Genomic DNA, 19,388 nt, shown 5'->3' with positions numbered 1-19,388 from the left:
GCGGAAGACAAAACGAGTCTATCCTCGGATCACATCACATTAAGTTAGCTATTATTTTTTGGAGTGTTTCAAGGGGGGGAGTCCGGCAATAAAAACCGGATCAATCACATCAGCATTATCCTGGGCATCCTGAATAAATAACCCTTCCACAGTTTCACCTTCGGCAAAACCCAAGTCCGATAGATCAATGCCCACCGCCAATGCCTTGGCACCGACGATGTGCAAGTTGCCTCCGTTACCGGAAGCGGTTTCCAGTTCGCTACGTGAACCAATGCCTGCTTGTTGATTTTTATTAAATAGATGTAACCAGAATTTCGCTAACGGTTTTGCTTCAGGTGAAGCAAGATCGATATCGAACTGGTTAATTCTGTGAGTGTTTCGTTTTGAAGTGAACGGTAATGGAGTGACATAAAACGCATCACCGGTTGTCGTATGCACGATGATCTGCAAATCAAAGAGAACAATATCAGGCCCTGCGTCATTCACCACAGGTTCGCGGAAACGAATCGCCATCCCGGGTGTATTGGGCTGATTTGGATCTTCCACTTCATTCATCACGGGAGGCTCGGTTAACGGTGTCTCCGAGCCAAAGGGATTCACAACCCCCGTCAGCAGGCTGCGATCCTGATCGAGCAGGTGCCGGCGTAACGTCAAGGGATTTCCATCTGTGGCAGGATCAACCCCGTCATCTCGGGTCAGAAAAGATCTGCCCTTGTAGTGCGTCAACTCAATTCCGATCAAATCTTCGACCGCGTATTTATGAGCGGTTCCTCCGCGCTGAATCGTCACACTCGTCAGGTCTTCTGCTTTACGATGAGGCCCCACAGTGGTGGTATAGGAAACCACACGATCGGGTAACCCTGCGATATATTGAGCACGGTCAAAGGGAATTTCATTCACGACCAAACCGTTGTTCGCTGTTAAACGCTGTGCCATCCCTTTGGTTAATCGCTTTGCAGCAACCCCGGAATTCTCTTCCAGCTTGATGGGGCGGACATCGGTTTCGCCTTCGATCACTTGCACATCAGTATTGCCGGTATCTGAAACATTCACAGAAAACCGGGTGCCGTAATCGATCACATTGGATAGTGGCGTTTCAACCGTAAACCCTTCGGCTCCCTCAGGAGCAAACACAGAGCACGCACCGTAGCGGACTGCCAGATGCTCATCTCCTTCACTTTCAAATACAGCCGGCCCCGTCAGAATCACTTCGGCACCGTTGGAAAACACAAGCTGAACTTGTCCCGCTGAAATGGCATATTCCTGATAGGCTTCGATGGCAGAGCCCACTTTGAGAAAAGGTGCTCCTTCCGCAAATCGCACGGCTGCGGTTTGAGTCACTTTGGCAACGGAAATCTCCTCTGGTACCACATTCTGGCTGATTTGCTGTGGTGTTGAAGGAGCCTGGTTAAGAAACAGAAAGCCGCCCACAATTGTAGCGCAGACAGCAGTCAGTAGCAGCCACAATGCCTGTGGCGTTTTTAACGAACGACTGACCAGAGTCTTTGTTCCGTCAGCTGGTAGTGCATGCGTGTGAAAACGAAAATCGATCTCTGGCTCGGGCCGCTCATCATGCAGCCGCTCCAGATTCAAATGCAGCTCGAGGTAATTGAAATAATCCTTCCGGGCCTCGGCATCTTCCGCCAGGATATTTTCCAGCGTTTGATGTTGCTCGGCCGTGATCGTTCCGGTGCATAGTGCGCCTAAAAGGTCGAACAGGATTTCTTTCTGGTTCTGTTTTTGATTCATTTTCCCTCTCCTGTATAGGACAATGTCCTTTCAATACAGTGAGTCAATTGATGACGAATCTGGTTGAGCCTGTTATATAAAGTCTGGACGGCAGCCCCGGCTGCTTCGGCGACGTCTTTGACTGGTGTCTGATCCCGATAGACCTGCTCCACGAGAAGACGATCTTTCTCTTTCAGTTTTTTAATACAGTCCTGTAACGCAGTGGCCCGCTGATTCAATTTCAGCTGAGGAATCCCTGCTCTCTCATCAGCCAACTGCTGAATCACATCATCCCGAAATTGTAACCGTTTTCTCTGTGCAACTCGAATAAAGTTTTTCACTTCGTAGAAAGCCACGCCACACGCCCAAGAGAAAAAGCTGCAAGTTGCATCATATTCTGGAAACTTTTTCCAGAGGATCAAGCTGGTTCGCTGAAATACATCTTCGGCATCATCCCGATTAGGCAGCAGAGAATAGATATAGGAATAAAGCTGGTTCCGATGCTGCGTAAACACATGCAGAAACTGCACATGCAAATCGTCAGGCAAGGCGGCATTTTCCAGGTCGTTGCTCATGAAACCTTCTTTTTAACGATACAAAATCTCAGCTTCCATCACAAAACAAAGCTGCCCTATCAAGCAATCGTACAAACTACCGGCAACTTACCGTCGAATCCTACTTATAAATGACCTTTTATACGAAAACTCTCAAACATCACGGCTATTCCTCAACTTCATTAAAATATAGCCATACCAATTTAGTTACATATGGACACACATCAGGCAGCAATATGAGGAAATGAATTATTTTCGATAAATATTCAGGTAAATCACTGCAATTGCATACGAGTTATTAATGAGGGAGTTACATATCAATGCCAACAAATGAACATGGTTAGCTTTGTTCACAAATACAAAAATGCCTGGTGTAGCAGCTCTCCCGATCCTTTCTCTATCAGATTTCTCTGTCAGATTGCTCCCATGAGCACCTGATTCAAAGAGTTTTGCGTTTCTCTGGACTATTTTTTATTCATTTATTCCAGTTGAAGATATTGTTATCCAGATTCGGTTTAAAAAGACAGGAACGACACTATGAACAAGCTTAATCGCTCGCGTTCTCAACGGGGATTTACCCTGATTGAATTACTGGTCGTGATCGCCATCATTGCGATTTTAATTGCGTTACTCTTACCTGCCGTACAACAGGCACGTGAAGCCGCCCGCAGAAGCACCTGCAAGAACAATTTAAAGCAAATTGGGCTCGCAATGCACAACTACCATGAAACCTTTCGCACGTTTCCTCCCGGCTATGTGGAAGAAATCCTGTCTTCCAGTGGCGGTGTCGTTGTTGATAACGAAGGCCATTGGGCCTGGAATGCCTTATTGCTGCCTTATGTGGATCAGGCGCCGTTGTTTAATCAGCTCAATGTGGGCACGGTTCCCGTATCGACGGTGCTTAACAATGCCAGCATCCGAACTACGATGCAGCAGACTCTCCCTGTATTTCGTTGTCCCTCTGACACAGGCCCTGCCATTCATGATGAAGCAGGCCGCAGAATTAAAGCCACCGGTGGCTCTGAGTACGGTCTGGCTGTGACGAACTATATTGCGTCCAACAACTCCTTTGGTTTGAAGAAAAACCAGGGAACAGACCCTACCAATACAGCCAATGGTGCATTTTTCCGCAACAGCTCAGTACGGATGCGTGATTTTTCTGATGGCAGCAGTAATACCATTCTGGTGGGAGAACGCGCTTACAAACTCGGTAACGACAAAGCATTTGCTGGCGCCCTGTATGCAGCCCGGGACTTTAACGCCTCAGGCCCCGCCATCAGTTCGGACGGTTCCAGTTCGAATCAAGGGTTAATCTCCATTTTTGGAGGTGGTGCCGCCGCGATCAACGCGAACGCTTCTTCAGGACAGGGAAGAATTGCTTTCAGCAGTCGCCATGTCGGCGGTGCTCATTTCCTGTTTGGCGATGGTCGCATTATGTTTCTCAGTGAAAACATAGACCACAATGCTGCCACGATCCCCGCTGACAGTACGCTCGAGTACCTGATCGGAATTGATGATGGGCATGTTGTTGGTGAGTTTTAAGTCTCTGTCTTAAATTCACTTAAACCAGATTTTAAGGGACAAGCAGTTACCAGAACTGCTTGTCCCTTTTCTATTCGCCTCATATCAACAGGAAATCGTCCTGAATCCTGCAGAGCCTTTTTTGGTGATGAGATTCAGTTTTCCAGCGCCATCAGATAGGCAATCAGATCTGCCATTTCCCGAGTTTTGATTTTCTTTTCAAAGCCCTCAGGCATCAATGATTTTCCCGAACTTCGGATCTCTTCGATATTCTCTCGCAGAATCGTAATCTGTTTGTTCTCTGCTTTTTTCAAGGTAATGCTGGAAGGCGTCTCATTCACAATAATGCCGGTCTCGATCAGTCCGTCATCTGTGGCAATCACGTATTCCAGATAGTTTGGCGAGACTTCCTTATTCGGGTCGAGCACATGCACTAAAATTTCCGGCGCGGTTCTGTTTTTAATCGTCGCTAAATTCGGGCCGACTTCATAGCCTTCCTTCCCCAGCTTATGACAGGTCAGGCAATCTCGCTTGAAGACTTTCTTCCCGGCGGCCAGATCTGACTTTATAGAGAGCGCTGGTTGATATTGTGCAATGATTTCGCGCCGCGGACCGAGCGTCTCACCGGCAAACAATTGAGTGGCCTGCTTTTTAATTTCCGGGTTCCTACTCTTCAAGAGAATCGACCGTCTGACCTGCGGGATCTGGCTGATCGAAACGGTTCTATTGGAGATCGCTGCAAACAGTCGTAAGATCCAGTTCTGTCTTCGTAACAGTCGATTGACGATTTCCGTTCTCACACTCGGCGTCAGAGAGGGATACTGTTTCAGCAACAGCGCCGCGATTTGTGTATCAGTAAAACTGGTAAATGCTTCGACAACGGATATCTGAATCGCCTGAGGCTCGCGTGCTGCCAATAAAGGCAGTAATGCCGCTTCCGCAGTCGAGAGGTCGGTACAGCTCAATAAATCAATCGCCTGTTGGCGTGCTTCAATGGAATTGCTTCTGTCCGCTGCTGTTTGCTTCGCTTGCGCGACGCGGTCACGCACCAACCGGGCCGCGCCCGTCTCGTCCGCTTTGGCGAATGCCAGAATCGTTTTGCCCCCTCGCTTTAAGCCCTGTCCAATCGCCAGCACAACTTCGTCTTGAACCGCTTCCGCCTTTTGTTTCTGTCCAGGAGAACGATAACGGGCAGTCAGTTCCAGGATCTGATTGACTTCCGGAATCTGTTGTCGCGTACCAATCACATTCGCCAGTTGTCTGAGCAAAGGCTTGGCATCCGAGCTGGCCGCGAATTCAACGTCTTCCAGCAAGCTTGCTAAAAATTCGGCCGTCGATTCCGACAATGAACTCAGAACGGCTGTGCGAATCCAAGGGTCTCCATAATCGCGGCGTACAATCTGATACAAGGCTTTCGCAGCCTGTGGATCCTTCATCTCGCCCAGCGTGAATGCGGCCTGGAAGCGAACGCGTGGATCTTCATCCGCCGCCAGTACCAGAACTTTGTTTCTTAGCACTTCATTTTGATTCATCTTTACTTCGGCAAGCCGAACGGCGGCGCGTCTGAGTTCGGGTTCACTATCATTGAGTGCCTGCAGTAAATTGACATCGCTGAGTGCATTTAAGCCCTGTAATGACCAGAGTGCGTGTAAGCGGGCCAGACGGGACGAACTGTTCTCCAGCAATTGATTAAGCAGAGGCACGGCGGCCTGATCCTGTCGTTCGAAGATCAAACGATGCGCGGTATCCCGCCACCAGGTGTTGGGGTTTTCCAGCTCAGCGACCAGCGTTTTGATATCTGCGGAACCGAGTCGTGGCGGTTGTGGTTTTTGATAACCGGCCGGGTATTCAGGAGGCACCAGCCGATAAATCCGCCCGCGATCCCGGCCGCTGGTCAGATCGAGGTGTGCTTTAATATCATCGGGAATCGACCAGGGATGTTCGATATTTTCTCGATACATGTCGAGCACATGCAGTGTGCCATCAGGAGCGTTTACAAAATTCACCGGACGAAACCAGTTATCGATGGAAGCCAGAAACTCGACCTTTTCATGAGCCCGCCGCGCTTTGAAGGTCACGCCGTCCGGCGTCATCAGGTACCGCATCACCAAGTTGCCGGCCACTTCACCAATGAATGCGTTGCCGTAATATTCTTCCGAATAGGCGGTTCCCCGATAGATGGTAACGCCCGCCGAGGACGTCACAAAACCGGTCGCGTTTTTTTCGCTGCGTGGCGAACGGGAATTCGGATCGGCGGACAGTCGTTTCGCGTTGATGACCCGCCAGGGCTCAGGAGGACTGGCACGAAACACAGAAACGGTATCGCCGGCCTCCGCCACATCATTGATGGCGGACGCGACCGGCAGATAGCGGTTGCGTACCAGATATTCTGTAGGTAAGACAATCTGCATCAACGGATTGCGAATATTACAGATGAAGCGGTTGCCCCAGTCATCGAACGTATTCCCAAATCGGGCACCACCCGAAATCACTTCAAACTTCTCTGCGCCGGCATTAAAGCGAAAATCGCGACGCCCCATATTGATCGGATCGGTTTTAGAAGCAGCCGAACTTTGAATGGTTCCCCCATTACTGCCCCCTGCCCCATAGATTTGATGATCCAGGCCCCACTTGAGATTATTCATCACCGCCTGCACATTGTATTTGCGAAACCCGGTGAAAACTTTGCGTTTGATATCCGCTTTGTGATCGCCGTCCGTGTCTTTGAAATACCAGATATCGGGAGTCGCAGAAACGTAGACGCCCCCTTTCCAGAACGCCAGACCGGTGGGCCAGGAGAGCTGGTCAGCAAAGATCGTCGAACGATCAAACTTTCCGTCGCCGTCTACATCTTCCAACACACGGACTTTGCCAATCGGAGCCGACTTCTGTTCGGACCAGGCTTCATCTTTCGATTTATCCGTATAAGGATAGTCATTCATTTCGATGACGTACGCCAGGCCGTTCTCGTCATACTGCATCGCAACCGGATCGGTTACCAATGGTTCCGCCGCCAGCAATTCCATTTGAAATCCATTTTGCAGGCGAAACGTCTTTAACGCTTTTTCTGGAGACGTCGGCTCCAGATGAGGCAGTGCCTCTGCCAGTGATTTCGGAGACTCACCTTGTTTCTCAGCAGATTTCAGGTGCGCAGTAAATGCAAATAGCACAGCAGAAGCCGCCACCGTTAACAGAAAGAACGCCTGCTTGAAAAACAGATTTTGCATTGAGAATCCCCACAATGATGATCGTTATCAGGAGCCCGCGCACGCTTGTGACTTCCTGTTTCCAGGGCCGACTCTATTTGGAAAGAATGTTAAATAATTGTAAATTGGCAAGCGATCCTCCACAAGCCACTCTTGGAAATTGGAACCGGAACTGTTTCGCAGCGCGTAAAAAAACTCTCTTCACACCGAAGTAAAGAGAGTTTGGAGTTGTTACATCACGAATGAGTTAGACGGCTGGTTGCCCCGTGAAATATTCCGGTTCTTTACCTTCCTGCCATTTAATATTACAGCCGATACTGGGCTTCTGGTCTTCAGTGACCGGTGCTCCCGCTACAACGGCATCGCAGGCTGTCTTGAGATCGGCACCGGTAACAGGTTTATCATTGCCAGGACGACTGTCGTCAAACTGTCCACGATAGACCAGCTTTTGTTCCTGATCGAACAGGAAGAAATCGGGAGTGCAAGCTGCCTTGTACGCTTTGGCAACGTCCTGAGTTCCATCATACAAGTAGGGGAAGTTGTAGCCGGCTGATTTCGCTTCTTCTACCATTTTTTCTGGGCTGTCATCGGGATGCGAGGCGACATCATTCGAGCTGATGCCAACCACTCCCATGCCTTTTGCCAGGTATTCATCAGCGAACGACGCCAATGCTTCGCGCAGATGAATCACAAACGGGCAATGGTTGCACATGAAGATCACCAGCAAACCTTTGGAGTCCTGAAAATCGCTCAGCGAGACCGTTTTCCCATCGACATTTTTCAATGAAAATTCAGGAGCCTGTGTTCCTAAAGGCAGCATTGTTGAGGCGGTTTTTACCATCGTCTGTTCTCCTTTTTCCAATCTACCAATGAAGCAGATACCATTTTTAGTTTTAAGTTCGGGAAGCAAATTTTTCGACTAAGGGGCCGACGACCTGTTTCGGCACGAAGTCTTTGAGTTTTTCTTCTGCCATATCTCCCCCCAGCTGTGCGATCTGTTTGATCAGGGAGCTGGAAATATGAGTATATTTTTCACTGGCCATCAGAAAGACCGTTTCAATTTCAGAGGCCAATGTTCTATTTGCCAGAGACATCGTAAACTCGGCTTCGACATCGGTGAGCGTGCGCAGCCCTCGCAGCATAATGCCGCCACCACACTCCTGCACGAAGTTCACAGCCAGCCCCTGAAAACATTTGACTTCCACATTCGGAAAGGCAGTTAACAGTCCCTCTAGCATCTGCTGGCGTTCTTCGGCTGAAAACAACGGCCGCTTATCGGGATTAATACCGATGCCGACGGTGATCTTGGAATAGATCCGAGCCCCGCGCTCCACAATATCCAAGTGCCCCAGAGTCGGTGGGTCAAAACTACCAACGTACACAGCATGATGTGGGTCGAGCGTCATCGTCTCAAAACTACCTTTCTCGCATAATTCCTGCCAATTTCTACTCTCATTGTAGCTGGAACCCCGGTCGATCCAAACGGACAGAATCCAATTTCTCTGACGAATCAGAAGATTTGAGCTAGAGACCTGAAGTGAATTGCAAATCGGCCTGTCTCGTAGTGTAATAGACTTATCAAAGCATGTATCTTTACAGGCACACTCCATTGCCGTCCGTAATAGATCACTTAACCTCACTAACTTCAAATATTTTCAGGAGCATCGTGGAATGCGATTTTCTGTTTGCCGCTCAACAATTCAAACGGCTTCTTTGGCAGTTATGCTACTGGTCTTCATCAGTTCCGTCTCGGCAGCACCAAAAAATCTGGAAGATGTCTCAAAGCTGTTAAACGCCCCCGCCAGTCAGGCGAATCAGAAACAGGTCCTCGATTATTTCCTGAAACGCTATGAAAAAGAAAAAGACTTAACCAAAGTCAACCATCGCCATTTAATTCAAAAGACCGACGATGGTGGCGGCTACGCAGGCTGGTTTTTGAAAGGCAAGCCGGGCGATGAAATGATCATCTTTGCCGAAAAAAATCGCCAGTGGCCAATGATCGCGCTGGGAGACTCCGGCTACTTTGCCCGTGTGGAACGCTTTCCCAATTTTTCATCCGTTCATTATCGCTACAGCGTGAATGGCCGCCGTTTACCTGCGGGCCGATATAGCCGCTTTGGCTTTGAAAGTTACGAGTGGAAACCTGAAAGCATTCGACAGGAAGGAGTTCCTCAAGGGAAACTCACTCAGATGCCCGCCTTCAAGAGCACGAAACAGTATCCAGGTACCGTCCGTGACTGGTGGGTCTATGTGCCCGCGCAATACTCCAAAACTGGTGATCCTGCCAAGCTGATCGTCTTCACAGACGGTGGCGGTTACTGTCACGGCGATGGGAACGCCACGATTGTGCTCGATAATCTGATCCACGCGAAAAAGATTCCGGTCTCCATCGCTGTCTTTATCAACCCCGGCGTGATTCCTGCCACATCCAAAGGCAAACAGCCCGTCAGAAACCGCAGCAATGAATATGATACTTGCACGGCGCAATACGCGACGTTTCTGGATGAAGAAATGCTGCCCGTGGTGCGGAAACAGTATCGGATCTCCGAAAAGCCGGAAGATCATCTGATCTGCGGCGCCTCTTCCGGCGGCAGTTGTGCTTTCACCGCCGCCTGGCACCGGACTGACCAGTTTCAGAAGGTCATTTCCTTTGTCGGCAGCTTTTGTGATTTCCGAGGGATTAATGATTATCCCTCCCGAAAAAACAACACGATTCCCCTCAACCAGTTTGGTCCCTGGAAGACGGCCCATGATTATCCCGGGCTGATTCGCAAACAGGATCCTCCCAAGCCAATCAAGGTCTTTTTGCAGGATGGCGATAATGACCTGGATAACAAACTGGGGAACTGGTTCCTGAACAACGAACGGATGGCAGTCGCTTTGGCTTACAGTGGTTACGACTTCTGGTTCGTCACCGGCCACGGCATGCACAGCAGTCGTCACGGGAAAGCCGTCCTGCCCGAGGCGCTGGTCTGGATCTGGAACTCAAAAGCAGGCGGGAAATAAAAAAACCTGCCCAAAGTGCGAGGTATTTCCTGCGAATCAAAACATTCGTTGAGATTTCTATTTGACGAATCGTGTGCAGGTCGATAAATTTACATCATTAAGAATCAGTCGGGCTTATTGAACTTACTTGCTTAAGCGACAGGAACCTTAAGTCAGTCATTATTGATTTCAAAAATCGATTTTGTTGAGTTCTCCCACTGAGGATTTAAAATAACAGAAAATGGATTTGTGTTCCGCCCCCTGCGGAACCGTGTTAGCCGCTAGTCGACCAAGAGTTACTGCTTCAGAGTTACCCGCCTTGAATGCTGCGACAGCTAGGATATTCCGCTGACTGGAACACAAGTGATTGTCTGTCGGTACATTGACTTATTTCAAGGAGGATCGCTTATGACCGTAGAAACCTATTCCCAAAAAGCAAAGAAACTTTCAGAGAAGATTGAGCAGACGATTACTTTTCGTACGGGTAGTCAGGTTCATTCGTTGAAAGTGGATGTCTTGGGAGAAATCGTTGTGCTCTCGGGTCGCACTGATTCTTTTTATCACAAACAACTGGCAACACATGCTGCGTTAAGTGAAATCGATCAGTATGCCCTGACGAACAATATCCGGGTCGAATCTTAGCCGACCTCTCGTTCCTGTAAGAAACAGGAACCACGTAAGAAAATATCAGAGCCAGCGATTTGATCAGGATGATCTTATCCTGCTGGCTTGATCATTCCAGAAATCAATCAGGCTTCTTCATCCACTTTGATTTCTGACGGGTTTTCTGCCGCCTTGTTGCGGCTGCCGAACTGAAACTTCTTTTCTTCTCCGCGCAGAATCCGTCCCAGGTTGCTCCAGTGACGCACGATAATTAACAGCGGAACGGCGATACTGAAAACGGCGAGGCTCCATTTTTGCTGCGTGAAGGCAGACGAGCCCAACTGAATAAACTGGGCCACGCCAAATGCAAACGCAGCGAGAACAGAGCTGAGGGCCACAATCCGCCAGAACAGAAATGTCAAAGCGAAAGCGCCGACTGCAACCAAAGTTGACCAGGGCCCCAGCATTAGAATCACGCCCAGGCTGGTGGCGACCCCTTTCCCTCCTCGGAAACCGAGCCAGATCGGAAACATATGGCCAAGAATCGTAGCGACGCCACTCAACACGCGCGCATGGTCAAAATCAGGGGAATCAGCGCTGACAAACAACGCGGGAATAAATAAGACGGGTAGCAGCCCTTTCAACGCATCCAGCAACAGGACCAGAATCCCCCATTTCGCCCCCAGTGTCCGCGCCACATTGGTGGCTCCGATATTGCCGCTGCCCACTTTGCGGATATCGGTTCCTGCCACTATTTTTGCTGTCAGCAACCCAAACGGGACCGAACCGGCCAAATATGAGGTCGCTGCCACAAAAAACCAAAAATAATCTGCAAACATCGGCGGAATAGTTTCGTATAATAGACAGGGTAACAAAAGAGTCGGTTTACGAGCTCTGATGATACCCGACGACAGCCAAAAAGCACAACGACAGGTGCAGCAAGCTGTTCAAGAAATTCATGCAAGACTCCTGCCGACCGGCGGACGACGATGATTCTATTCGCGTTCGCGGTCAGAAAATCAAAGATACTGATGGCCCTGCCCTTCTGAATGAATTATTCTAAAAGGACAGGGCTCCCTTCCTTTCTCAACGCCGTTTCACAATCCACAATCGCCATGACAAAAAAAACGCTTCCTATCCTTACACCCAACCAGGACCAGCCAGTCGATATTGAACAGGGGCTTTACCCTGGCCGATGGTGGCACCGTGATGGTGAAAAAATCGTCTGCGACTTATGCCCGCGTGCCTGTGCCCTGGCAGAAAACGACCGCGGCTTTTGTTTCGTGCGCCAGAATGTCGGCGGCAAGATGGCTTTGACCACCTACGGCCGCAGCACCGGATTCTGCGTCGATCCCATTGAAAAAAAACCGTTGAACCATTTTTATCCCGGTTCCAGTGTGCTCTCTTTCGGAACCGCAGGCTGTAATCTGGGCTGCAAGTTCTGTCAGAACTGGGACATTTCCAAATCACGGGAAATCGAACGTCTCAGTGCGCGGGCTCTGCCTGAAGAAATTGCCGAGGTCGCAGCAGAGTTAGGCTGCCAGAGTGTCGCCTTTACTTATAACGACCCGATCATCTGGTCGGAATATGCTATTGAAACATCGAAAGCCTGTCACGCGCGCGGCGTGAAAACCGTCGCCGTCACTGCCGGGTACATTACCGAATCCGCACGCGCCGACTTTTTTGAACATATCGACGCCGCCAATGTCGACCTGAAAGCGTTCACGGAAGAGTTTTATTACCGTGTGACCTTGTCACATCTGCAACCGGTCCTGGATACCTTGCGCTGGTTAAAACAGGAAACCGATGTCTGGTTTGAAATCACGAATCTGGTGATCCCACAGGCGAATGACGACAGCAGCGAATTTCAGCAGATGTGCGACTGGATTCTGGATAATGTCGGCGATGAAGTGCCGTTGCATTTTTCCGCCTTCCACCCGGATTTTCGCATGCTCGATCGGGGCGCCACTCCCCCCGAAACGTTGATTCGCGCACGCGAGATTGCGCTCAACGCGGGACTTAAATATGTTTATACGGGGAACGTCAACGATGCCGCACGGCAGAGCACCTATTGTCCCGGATGCCAGCAGACGCTGATTGAGCGTAACTGGTATCAATTAGGCAAATATGCGTTGAATCAAAATCAATGCCGCAATTGTGGTACACACATCGCTGGCCACTTTAATGACGAGCCGGGTACATGGGGCCCAAAAAGATTACCCGTTGATATCCAGGCAATGTTAAACAAACATTCCGACACGAACTCTCAAATAGCCGACCCACAGAAAGGTTCTACACCGATGCAGGCTGACCAGACACCTAGAGACATCGAACTCACCAGCGAGCATGAACAAAAACTGTTACAGAAAGCGGCGGCTGTCGTCGTAGGCACAACGACGCAGACCCCACCTGCAGAATTAAAACTGGACGAGCTGGAAGACATGGTCGTCAATGGTGCGTTCGTCAGCTTGAAACGGCAGGGACAACTCCGTTCGTGCTGTGGGAACTTTGGACAGCCTCTGCCACTGGGGCAGGCACTGCATCAGGCGGCAATTCGCGCTGCCAAAGACGATCCCCGGTTTCCCCCGATTTCCTCCAGTGAATTAGCACACCTTGATCTGGAAGTCTGGCTGCTCTCCGAACTGGAAGTCGTCGAGGAACAGGGCACTGATCGTCTCAACGCGGTCACCATCGGCCTGCATGGTTTGCAGATTCGAGCAGACGGACGCAGTGGTTTACTGCTCCCCGGCGTCCCCCTCGATCATGGCTGGAACCCGGAAGAATTTCTGAATCAGACCTGTATCAAAGCAGGACTTCCGCCCACCGCCTGGAAAGATCCGGGAACGACCCTGTTACGCTATCAAGGCGTTTCCTGTTCCGCCAAGTTAGCAGACATGACGGCACCAGTTGAAAGTTCCAGCCAGCAAATATTAGGACAACGCGAATTTGCACAATACCTCCAATACGTGCAATCAACCATTGAAGCGTTGATGAGCGGTCAGGTTCCCATGTATTACTGTCCCCAGGTTTCCGATGCCAACATTCAAGGCGTGGCACTGCTGCTGACAAGAACCGAAACCGGCGAAGAACTGGCACTCTCAAAATGGACGTTGAAACAATCCTTTCCGATGCAGTCAACGGTGTTCTCGCTCAGCCAGCAACTGGTGCAAAATATCACCCGGCTTAATCTGCGTCCGGGAGAATTTCAGGTGAAACTGGTTCTGGCCTCCGACCCCGCGATGCATGGCACCGTGGAACGTGTGGACCTCACGAATTTCGATTCGCAAAACCGTAGTTTATTGCTGATTGAAGGCAAAAAAACAGGCTGGTTCTTTGACCGCGAGCAGGAAGCAAGCCAGCTGATTGAACAAGCACAGCAGGCGGTGGGGATCACGCAACCCGAGTCGGCACAGGTACTCAGTCTGGCGATCCAAACGTCGGCGGCTCGTTTTGAAATTGTGAACCGCCCCCGCGCAGAACGAGGATCGGCGATCAGACCAGCCGGAGTCGCCGGTACGTTTTACCCAGCCGACCCAGGCACACTCGAAGGTCAACTGGATGACCTGTTCCATGAAGCGGGCACACCAGAACGCTGGGCCGCTGCAATGGTCCCCCATGCCGGCTTGATGTATTCCGGTAAAATCGCGGCGGAGGTACTGAAACGGATCGAATTCCCATCCACGATTATCGTGATCGGACCGAAACATACGCGCGAAGGTGTTGACTGGGCCGTCGCCCCGCATCGAGTCTGGCAGCTACCGAATGGTGAACTGGAATCGAACGTTGATCTGGCCAAAAAACTATCGCAACAGATTCCGGGACTGGAACTCGATGCCGCCGCTCACCAGCGTGAACACGCGATTGAAGTCGAACTCCCCTTAATTAAACGACTGGCGCCCGATGCACAGGTCGTGGGAATCGCCATCGGTGGCGGCAATTTGAATCGCTGTGAACAATTTGCCGAGGGTCTGGCGCGTGTGATTCAGGAACTAGATGAGCCTCCGCTGTTGCTGATTTCCAGCGACATGAATCATTTCGCCACCGATACAGAAAACCGTCGGCTGGATGAATTGGCGCTGGAAAAAATGCGAAGTCTGGATCCGGAAGGGTTGCTGGAACTGGTTCAAGAGCAGCACATTTCGATGTGCGGAGTCCTGCCAGCAGTCATCGTGATGAAAACACTCCAGAAAATGGGTAAACTGAGTCATGTAGAACAAGTTGGCTATGCCACATCCGGGGATATGACGGGCGATCGCTCCCGCGTCGTCGGTTATGCGGGTCTGCTGTTAAACTAGACCGGCCCTTTGGTGCGTTACGGACGAGTTTCCCGGGAATCCGGAAAATTGAGGGTGACCAAGTTACCGGTTTTCTACTAAAATCCCGATACTATAGTTTGTCAGTCCTGTAAAGTATGCGCGCCAGCGGAATCGGAGTCCCGTGATTATGTCTATTGGTCGAATCTCGTTTTTAACTGTATTCGCTTCCCTCATTTTGTTCTCCCGCTCGTTACCGGCGGCTGATGCCCCGTCTGTCGAATTGGCGTTGACGTTCAAGCCAATCCAGAAAGACGTCGAAATCGAAATTCCGGAAAAGTCGGAATACGGCCGCTGCAAGGTCGAAGTCGAGCAGAACAAAAACAGCTCGGGCTGGATTGTGTATGGCCCGAACGGTCAGGTCTTGAGACGCTTCGTGGATACCAATGGCGATAACGTCGTTGATCAATGGCGGTATTTCAATCGCGGATTGGAAGTCTATCGCGATATCGATGCCAACTTTAATAATAAAGTCGATGGCTCACGCTGGATGAATCTGGCAGGAACTCGCTGGGGCATCGATAGTGACGAAGATGGCGTGATTGATGAATGGAAAATGATCTCCGCCGAGGAAGTCACGCGAGTCGCGATCGCCGCTCTCGCCAGCAACAACACCAAGCTGTTTCAGTCGCTGTTGATCTCAGAAGAGGAACTGGCAGACTCTGGCATCAAGAATCCCTTTGCAGACAAGATTCGCGAATCGGCCAAGGCAGCCCCGCAGGAAATCCCTGCCATGCTTTCCAAAACCAAAATGATCACCCCCGACACGGTCTGGGTTCGCTTTGACGGTTCCATGCCCGGCCTGATTCCTGCGGATAGTATTAAAACCGACAAGGATTTGCACGTCTTCGAAAATGTGATGGCCATCATCGATACCAAAGGAAAAAGCGGCCTGATTCAATTTGGCGAACTGATTCGCATTGGCAATGTCTGGCGACTGACTCAAGTTCCGCTGCCCATTGAAGGCGAATCGATGCAGGTCACCGAAGGAGGAATCCTGATGCAGCCGGTCGCCGGGAATGCCAGTTTGCCAACCAACTCAACGGTGGGACTCTCGAAAGAGATGCAGAGCTTACTGGATGATCTTCAGAAACTTGATCAGAACAGCCCGACGCCGGACAAAGGTCCTCAGGCAATTTCCAAATACAACACTGACCGCGTCGTGATTATTGAAAAACTGATTTCCTCTTCGAAAAATGAAGATGAACGGGCACAGTGGACACGGCAGATGGTCGATGGACTGGCAGCCGCCGTCCAGACCGTCGGATACCAGGACGGATTAAAACAGCTGCAGAAAATTCGGGATCAGGTGCAGAAGAGCTCACAGGATCAGGATCTGGTCGCTTATGTTACCTATCGCACTCTACTGGCAGATTACAGTTCGCAGTTACAGTCAACTCAAAGTGATAAACTCCGCGATGTGCAGACCTGGTGGCTGACGCAGCTGGAAGACTTCATCACGAAGTACCCCAACTCAGATGATTCCGCCGAAGCCATGCTACAGTTGGCGGTGACTCAGGAATTCAGCGGGAAAGTGGCGGAATCCAAAAAATGGTATACTAAACTGATCGAAAACCACGCCAGCTCAGAAGCAGGAACCCGTGGTGCTGGCGCGTTGCGACGGATGAATCTGGCGGGCAAGGAACTCGAGCTAACGGGATCCTCATTGGCTGGCGGCAACATCGATGCCAAGCAGTACCGTGGCAAAGCATTGCTGGTCATCTTCTGGTCCAGCTGGTGCAAACCCTGCACGGAAGACCTGCCACAAATCCAAGAGCTTTACAGTAAATATCACAGCCAGGGTTTTGACGTACTGGGAATCAACCTTGATGCGACTCCCGATCTGGCAAAAGCTTACGTCAAACAACACAGCGTTCCCTGGGCCCATATTCACGAAGAGGGTGGTCTGGAAAGTGCCCCGGCACGTGACTTCGGTGTGATCTCACTGCCGACCATGTTCCTCATCGATAAATCGGGCAAGGTAGTCAATCGCAGTGCAACCGTATCCGATCTGAAAAAAGCACTCCCCGATCTGTTGAAATAACCTGTTTCCAGGTTGTCTGGGAATTCGCTTTCGTCAACGAACACATGACGAGTCATCACTCAGGACAGGGAGAGAACCGCCTCTCTCCCGATACGTCCATCGTGCAACGCAGACGCGACCAGGACGCCGTCCGCTCTGAGTTCTGCCTGTGCGATGAGATCATCTGTGTGACTGATACCGCCACCTGTGATCAACTGCAGTGCAGGATGGCGGCTGCGTAATGTTCGACAGAGTGCTTCCGTCCCGGTGCCCGTTCCCGTTCCGACTTGCGCCAGATCTAGTAGAATCATTTGTTGCACCCCCTGCTCCAGACTTAGCTCTGCAATCTCCAATGGATCATTCAGCGCAGCAAACGGGTTCTCCGATGATGAACTGACCAGCGGCTGCCCCTGTTTCAAGTCGAGACTGAACACCGTCTGCGATGCGCCCCACCGCCGTACTAGTGCCCCCAGCTCTTGAGGCCCCTCGATTGTTTCCAGACCGGCGACAATGGATACGCCTTCCAGCGAAGTCAACGGCTCCGCATCGTCGGCAGTCCGCAGACCACAATCGAGCAGAAACGTGAAACCCTCTTCCAGCAGACTCTGATACAGTTCCAAATTCAGTCTTTGATGCAGAATCGCATCCAGGTCGGCCACATAGAACTCGGTCAATTCAAATTCCTCGCGTAAAGCGCGTGCGATGTCCACAGGCTGACTCGACTGCGTCAGACGACTCTGAATCGGTCGATACAAGTCGCGCTGACCGGCGACGCCTCGTACCACTGTTTGATTGAGAATGTCCAGAACCGGAATAATTTTCATCGCTGTGCTTTAAGATTCCCTGTAAAATCAGGAGACGACATTTTGTAAGCGTGCCACACTCTTTCTGAAAGAGAGGCTCCCTTATTTCTGTATCGCTGATTAAAATAACAGTTCGAAAAAAGTAAGATTTCGACAGACAACATTACCCGATCCCCCCGCGAAAAGAAAACCAGATGAAAATCTTCGAAGCGGATCTGACCAATCCACAGCATGCGAGTGCAGTCGTCTTGCTGCTGAACAGTTATGCCGATAGCCCTGAAGGGGCTGGTAAATCATTGCCGGAAGACGTGCAACACAATCTGACAGGCACTCTGCAGAAACGGCCTGATGCGGCTGTGGTGCTGGCATTCGAAAAAGAAACACCTGCAGGTCTTGTGATTTGTATTGAAGGTTTCTCAACATTCGCCTGCAAACCATTACTCAACATTCATGATGTGTTTGTCGCACCGGAATATCGGGGGCAAGGTCTCGCCCGGCAGTTATTTGACCACGTTGAGACCATTGCCAAAGCACGCGGATGTTGTAAACTCACTCTGGAAGTTCTGGAAGGCAACAAGCGTGCCCAAGCCGCTTACACGAAATTCGGATTCGCCGGTTATGAACTGGACCCCGAAATGGGGCAGGCCCTCTTCTGGGAAAAGAAACTGTAACAGTTCAGTGAGTACTCAAAAAATAAAGTAGTCCGTTTATGAAGTATGATGTTGTCGGCGTCGGTTTAGTCGTAGTGGATCATCTGGTCGTGTTAGCACAACACCCGGATCAGGATACGAAAACAAATATTATCAGCGACGCATATCAGGTCGGTGGTCCGGTTCCCACCGCGCAGGTTCTACTCAGTCGATTCGGTAAACAATGTGCCTTCATCGGCAGTTGGGGCGATGATCAATATGGCCCGTTGATCGCAGAAGATCTCGCTGCGGAAGATCTGGACCTCTCTGCCAGCCGCATGCTGCCGGGAACCCGCTCCGGTTATGCGCAGGTCTGGATTGACGAACAGGCGGGAACCCGCACGATTGCCTGCTATCGACCACAAAATTGGCTGCCGCCGACAGAGTTGGACTCAGCACTGTTCCAACAGACCAGAGCCGTGCACCTGGATGGCTGGCCTTCAGAAACCAGTCTGCAGGCAGCCCGACTGGCGCGGCAGGCCGGCGCGCTCATTTCTCTGGATACAGGATCACTGAAACCAGGCATGCCCGAATTGATTCCCTATCTGAACGTGATGAATTGCCCGCGTCGCTTCATCACGGAATATCTGCAAACAAATGACGTTCATGCGGCCGGTAAAGCATTACTGGCACAAGGCCCCGAGATCGTTACGATTACCGATGGCACACGCGGCGCATGGCTCTTTACGGAAGCAGGCTGCCTGCATTGTGCGGCACTGCCTGTGCTCTCGCTCGATACGACGGGCGCGGGCGACATCTTCAGCGGCGCGTTGCTCTATGGCATTCTGGAAGAGTGGCCTCTGGAACGGGTCTTACAATTCGCCTGTGTGACGGCGGCTCTAAAATGCGAGCGACTGGGAAATCGGGGCGCACTTCCCACGCTGGCGGAAATCGAAGTAGTTCTGCAAACCAGAGCACCTGCTATTGAAGTCGATTCGCTCTGATCGGATCAAACCGAAACTC

General features: G+C 50.8%; 14 protein-coding genes. 7 read left to right on the top strand and 7 right to left on the bottom strand.

The features are described 5' to 3' along the window. Positions 1–51: 51 nt before the first annotated feature. Positions 52–1,749 (bottom strand): FecR domain-containing protein, encoded by a 1,698-nt coding sequence (locus tag AAC022_RS20770; RefSeq protein WP_339734016.1) that lies wholly within the window; start codon positions 1,747–1,749, stop codon positions 52–54. Further along, positions 1,746–2,303 (bottom strand): sigma-70 family RNA polymerase sigma factor, encoded by a 558-nt coding sequence (locus AAC022_RS20765; RefSeq protein WP_339734015.1) that lies wholly within the window; start codon positions 2,301–2,303, stop codon positions 1,746–1,748. The genes AAC022_RS20770 and AAC022_RS20765 overlap by 4 nt, the downstream gene beginning before the upstream one ends. 516 nt (positions 2,304–2,819) lie before the next feature. On the opposite strand from AAC022_RS20765, the gene AAC022_RS20760 reads away from it, so the two are divergent. Continuing rightward, on the top strand, positions 2,820–3,824 hold the full coding sequence (locus AAC022_RS20760; RefSeq protein ID WP_339734014.1) for a DUF1559 domain-containing protein: 1,005 nt from the start codon (positions 2,820–2,822) through the stop codon (positions 3,822–3,824). A gap of 134 nt (positions 3,825–3,958) precedes the next feature. On the opposite strand, the gene AAC022_RS20755 is transcribed toward AAC022_RS20760, so the two are convergent. The 3 genes from AAC022_RS20755 to coaD all read right to left on the bottom strand — a co-directional run bounded on the left by AAC022_RS20755 (position 3,959) and on the right by coaD (position 8,415). Further along, a complete protein-coding gene (locus tag AAC022_RS20755) occupies positions 3,959–7,030 on the bottom strand; it encodes a PVC-type heme-binding CxxCH protein (protein ID WP_339734013.1) in 3,072 nt (1,023 codons plus the stop codon). Positions 7,031–7,256: 226 nt separating this feature from the next. Then, positions 7,257–7,850, bottom strand: coding sequence for a thioredoxin family protein (locus tag AAC022_RS20750; protein ID WP_339734012.1), 594 nt, complete (start codon positions 7,848–7,850; stop codon positions 7,257–7,259). Positions 7,851–7,902: 52 nt separating this feature from the next. Further along, on the bottom strand, positions 7,903–8,415 hold the full coding sequence (gene coaD / locus AAC022_RS20745; protein ID WP_339734011.1) for a pantetheine-phosphate adenylyltransferase: 513 nt from the start codon (positions 8,413–8,415) through the stop codon (positions 7,903–7,905). Between the two features lie 265 nt (positions 8,416–8,680). On the opposite strand from coaD, the gene AAC022_RS20740 reads away from it, so the two are divergent. Both AAC022_RS20740 and AAC022_RS20735 read left to right on the top strand, forming a co-directional pair. Then, positions 8,681–10,015, top strand: coding sequence for an alpha/beta hydrolase-fold protein (locus AAC022_RS20740; RefSeq protein WP_339734010.1), 1,335 nt, complete (start codon positions 8,681–8,683; stop codon positions 10,013–10,015). Between the two features lie 387 nt (positions 10,016–10,402). Next, a complete protein-coding gene (locus AAC022_RS20735) occupies positions 10,403–10,636 on the top strand; it encodes a BON domain-containing protein (RefSeq protein ID WP_339734009.1) in 234 nt (77 codons plus the stop codon). Positions 10,637–10,743: 107 nt separating this feature from the next. Here AAC022_RS20735 and plsY read toward each other — a convergent pair whose 3' ends face one another. Further along, positions 10,744–11,436, bottom strand: a complete 693-nt coding sequence (gene plsY / locus AAC022_RS20730; RefSeq protein ID WP_339734008.1) for a glycerol-3-phosphate 1-O-acyltransferase PlsY — start codon at positions 11,434–11,436, stop codon at positions 10,744–10,746. A 210-nt stretch (positions 11,437–11,646) separates the two neighbouring features. Here plsY and amrS point away from each other — a divergent pair, with 210 nt between their 5' ends. Then, positions 11,647–14,892 (top strand): AmmeMemoRadiSam system radical SAM enzyme, encoded by a 3,246-nt coding sequence (amrS, locus tag AAC022_RS20725; RefSeq protein WP_339734007.1) that lies wholly within the window; start codon positions 11,647–11,649, stop codon positions 14,890–14,892. A 148-nt stretch (positions 14,893–15,040) separates the two neighbouring features. Next, complete coding sequence (locus tag AAC022_RS20720; RefSeq protein ID WP_339734006.1) at positions 15,041–16,954, top strand: redoxin domain-containing protein; 1,914 nt, start codon at positions 15,041–15,043, stop codon at positions 16,952–16,954. 59 nt (positions 16,955–17,013) lie between these two features. Here AAC022_RS20720 and AAC022_RS20715 read toward each other — a convergent pair whose 3' ends face one another. Further along, positions 17,014–17,757 (bottom strand): HisA/HisF-related TIM barrel protein, encoded by a 744-nt coding sequence (locus AAC022_RS20715; RefSeq protein WP_339734005.1) that lies wholly within the window; start codon positions 17,755–17,757, stop codon positions 17,014–17,016. Positions 17,758–17,930: 173 nt separating this feature from the next. Between AAC022_RS20715 and AAC022_RS20710 the strand changes: the two genes are divergently transcribed. Together AAC022_RS20710 and AAC022_RS20705 are read left to right on the top strand one after the other, a co-directional pair. Then, a complete protein-coding gene (locus AAC022_RS20710) occupies positions 17,931–18,407 on the top strand; it encodes a GNAT family N-acetyltransferase (RefSeq protein ID WP_339734004.1) in 477 nt (158 codons plus the stop codon). Between the two features lie 38 nt (positions 18,408–18,445). Further along, the gene (locus AAC022_RS20705) at positions 18,446–19,369 is read left to right on the top strand and encodes a PfkB family carbohydrate kinase (RefSeq protein WP_339734003.1); all 924 of its coding nucleotides are present in this window, start codon (positions 18,446–18,448) and stop codon (positions 19,367–19,369) included. Positions 19,370–19,388: the final 19 nt, after the last annotated feature.

The sequence above is a fragment of the uncultured Gimesia sp. genome (assembly GCF_963976445.1).
Classification (GTDB): Bacteria; Planctomycetota; Planctomycetia; order Planctomycetales; family Planctomycetaceae; genus Gimesia.
Note: the sequence above shows the minus strand (reverse complement) of the source record. Positions and strands in the feature narration are given on the sequence as shown.

Coding starts and splice junctions, on each gene's coding strand:
- AAC022_RS20750 (WP_339734012.1), bottom strand. CDS start 7,850: ATGGTAAAAACCGCCTCAACAATGCTGCCTTTAGGAACACAGGCTCCT.
- AAC022_RS20705 (WP_339734003.1), top strand. CDS start 18,446: ATGAAGTATGATGTTGTCGGCGTCGGTTTAGTCGTAGTGGATCATCTG.
- AAC022_RS20740 (WP_339734010.1), top strand. CDS start 8,681: ATGCGATTTTCTGTTTGCCGCTCAACAATTCAAACGGCTTCTTTGGCA.
- plsY (WP_339734008.1), bottom strand. CDS start 11,436: ATGTTTGCAGATTATTTTTGGTTTTTTGTGGCAGCGACCTCATATTTG.
- coaD (WP_339734011.1), bottom strand. CDS start 8,415: ATGACGCTCGACCCACATCATGCTGTGTACGTTGGTAGTTTTGACCCA.
- AAC022_RS20735 (WP_339734009.1), top strand. CDS start 10,403: ATGACCGTAGAAACCTATTCCCAAAAAGCAAAGAAACTTTCAGAGAAG.
- AAC022_RS20710 (WP_339734004.1), top strand. CDS start 17,931: ATGAAAATCTTCGAAGCGGATCTGACCAATCCACAGCATGCGAGTGCA.
- amrS (WP_339734007.1), top strand. CDS start 11,647: ATGAATTATTCTAAAAGGACAGGGCTCCCTTCCTTTCTCAACGCCGTT.
- AAC022_RS20760 (WP_339734014.1), top strand. CDS start 2,820: ATGAACAAGCTTAATCGCTCGCGTTCTCAACGGGGATTTACCCTGATT.
- AAC022_RS20755 (WP_339734013.1), bottom strand. CDS start 7,030: ATGCAAAATCTGTTTTTCAAGCAGGCGTTCTTTCTGTTAACGGTGGCG.
- AAC022_RS20770 (WP_339734016.1), bottom strand. CDS start 1,749: ATGAATCAAAAACAGAACCAGAAAGAAATCCTGTTCGACCTTTTAGGC.
- AAC022_RS20720 (WP_339734006.1), top strand. CDS start 15,041: ATGTCTATTGGTCGAATCTCGTTTTTAACTGTATTCGCTTCCCTCATT.
- AAC022_RS20715 (WP_339734005.1), bottom strand. CDS start 17,757: ATGAAAATTATTCCGGTTCTGGACATTCTCAATCAAACAGTGGTACGA.
- AAC022_RS20765 (WP_339734015.1), bottom strand. CDS start 2,303: ATGAGCAACGACCTGGAAAATGCCGCCTTGCCTGACGATTTGCATGTG.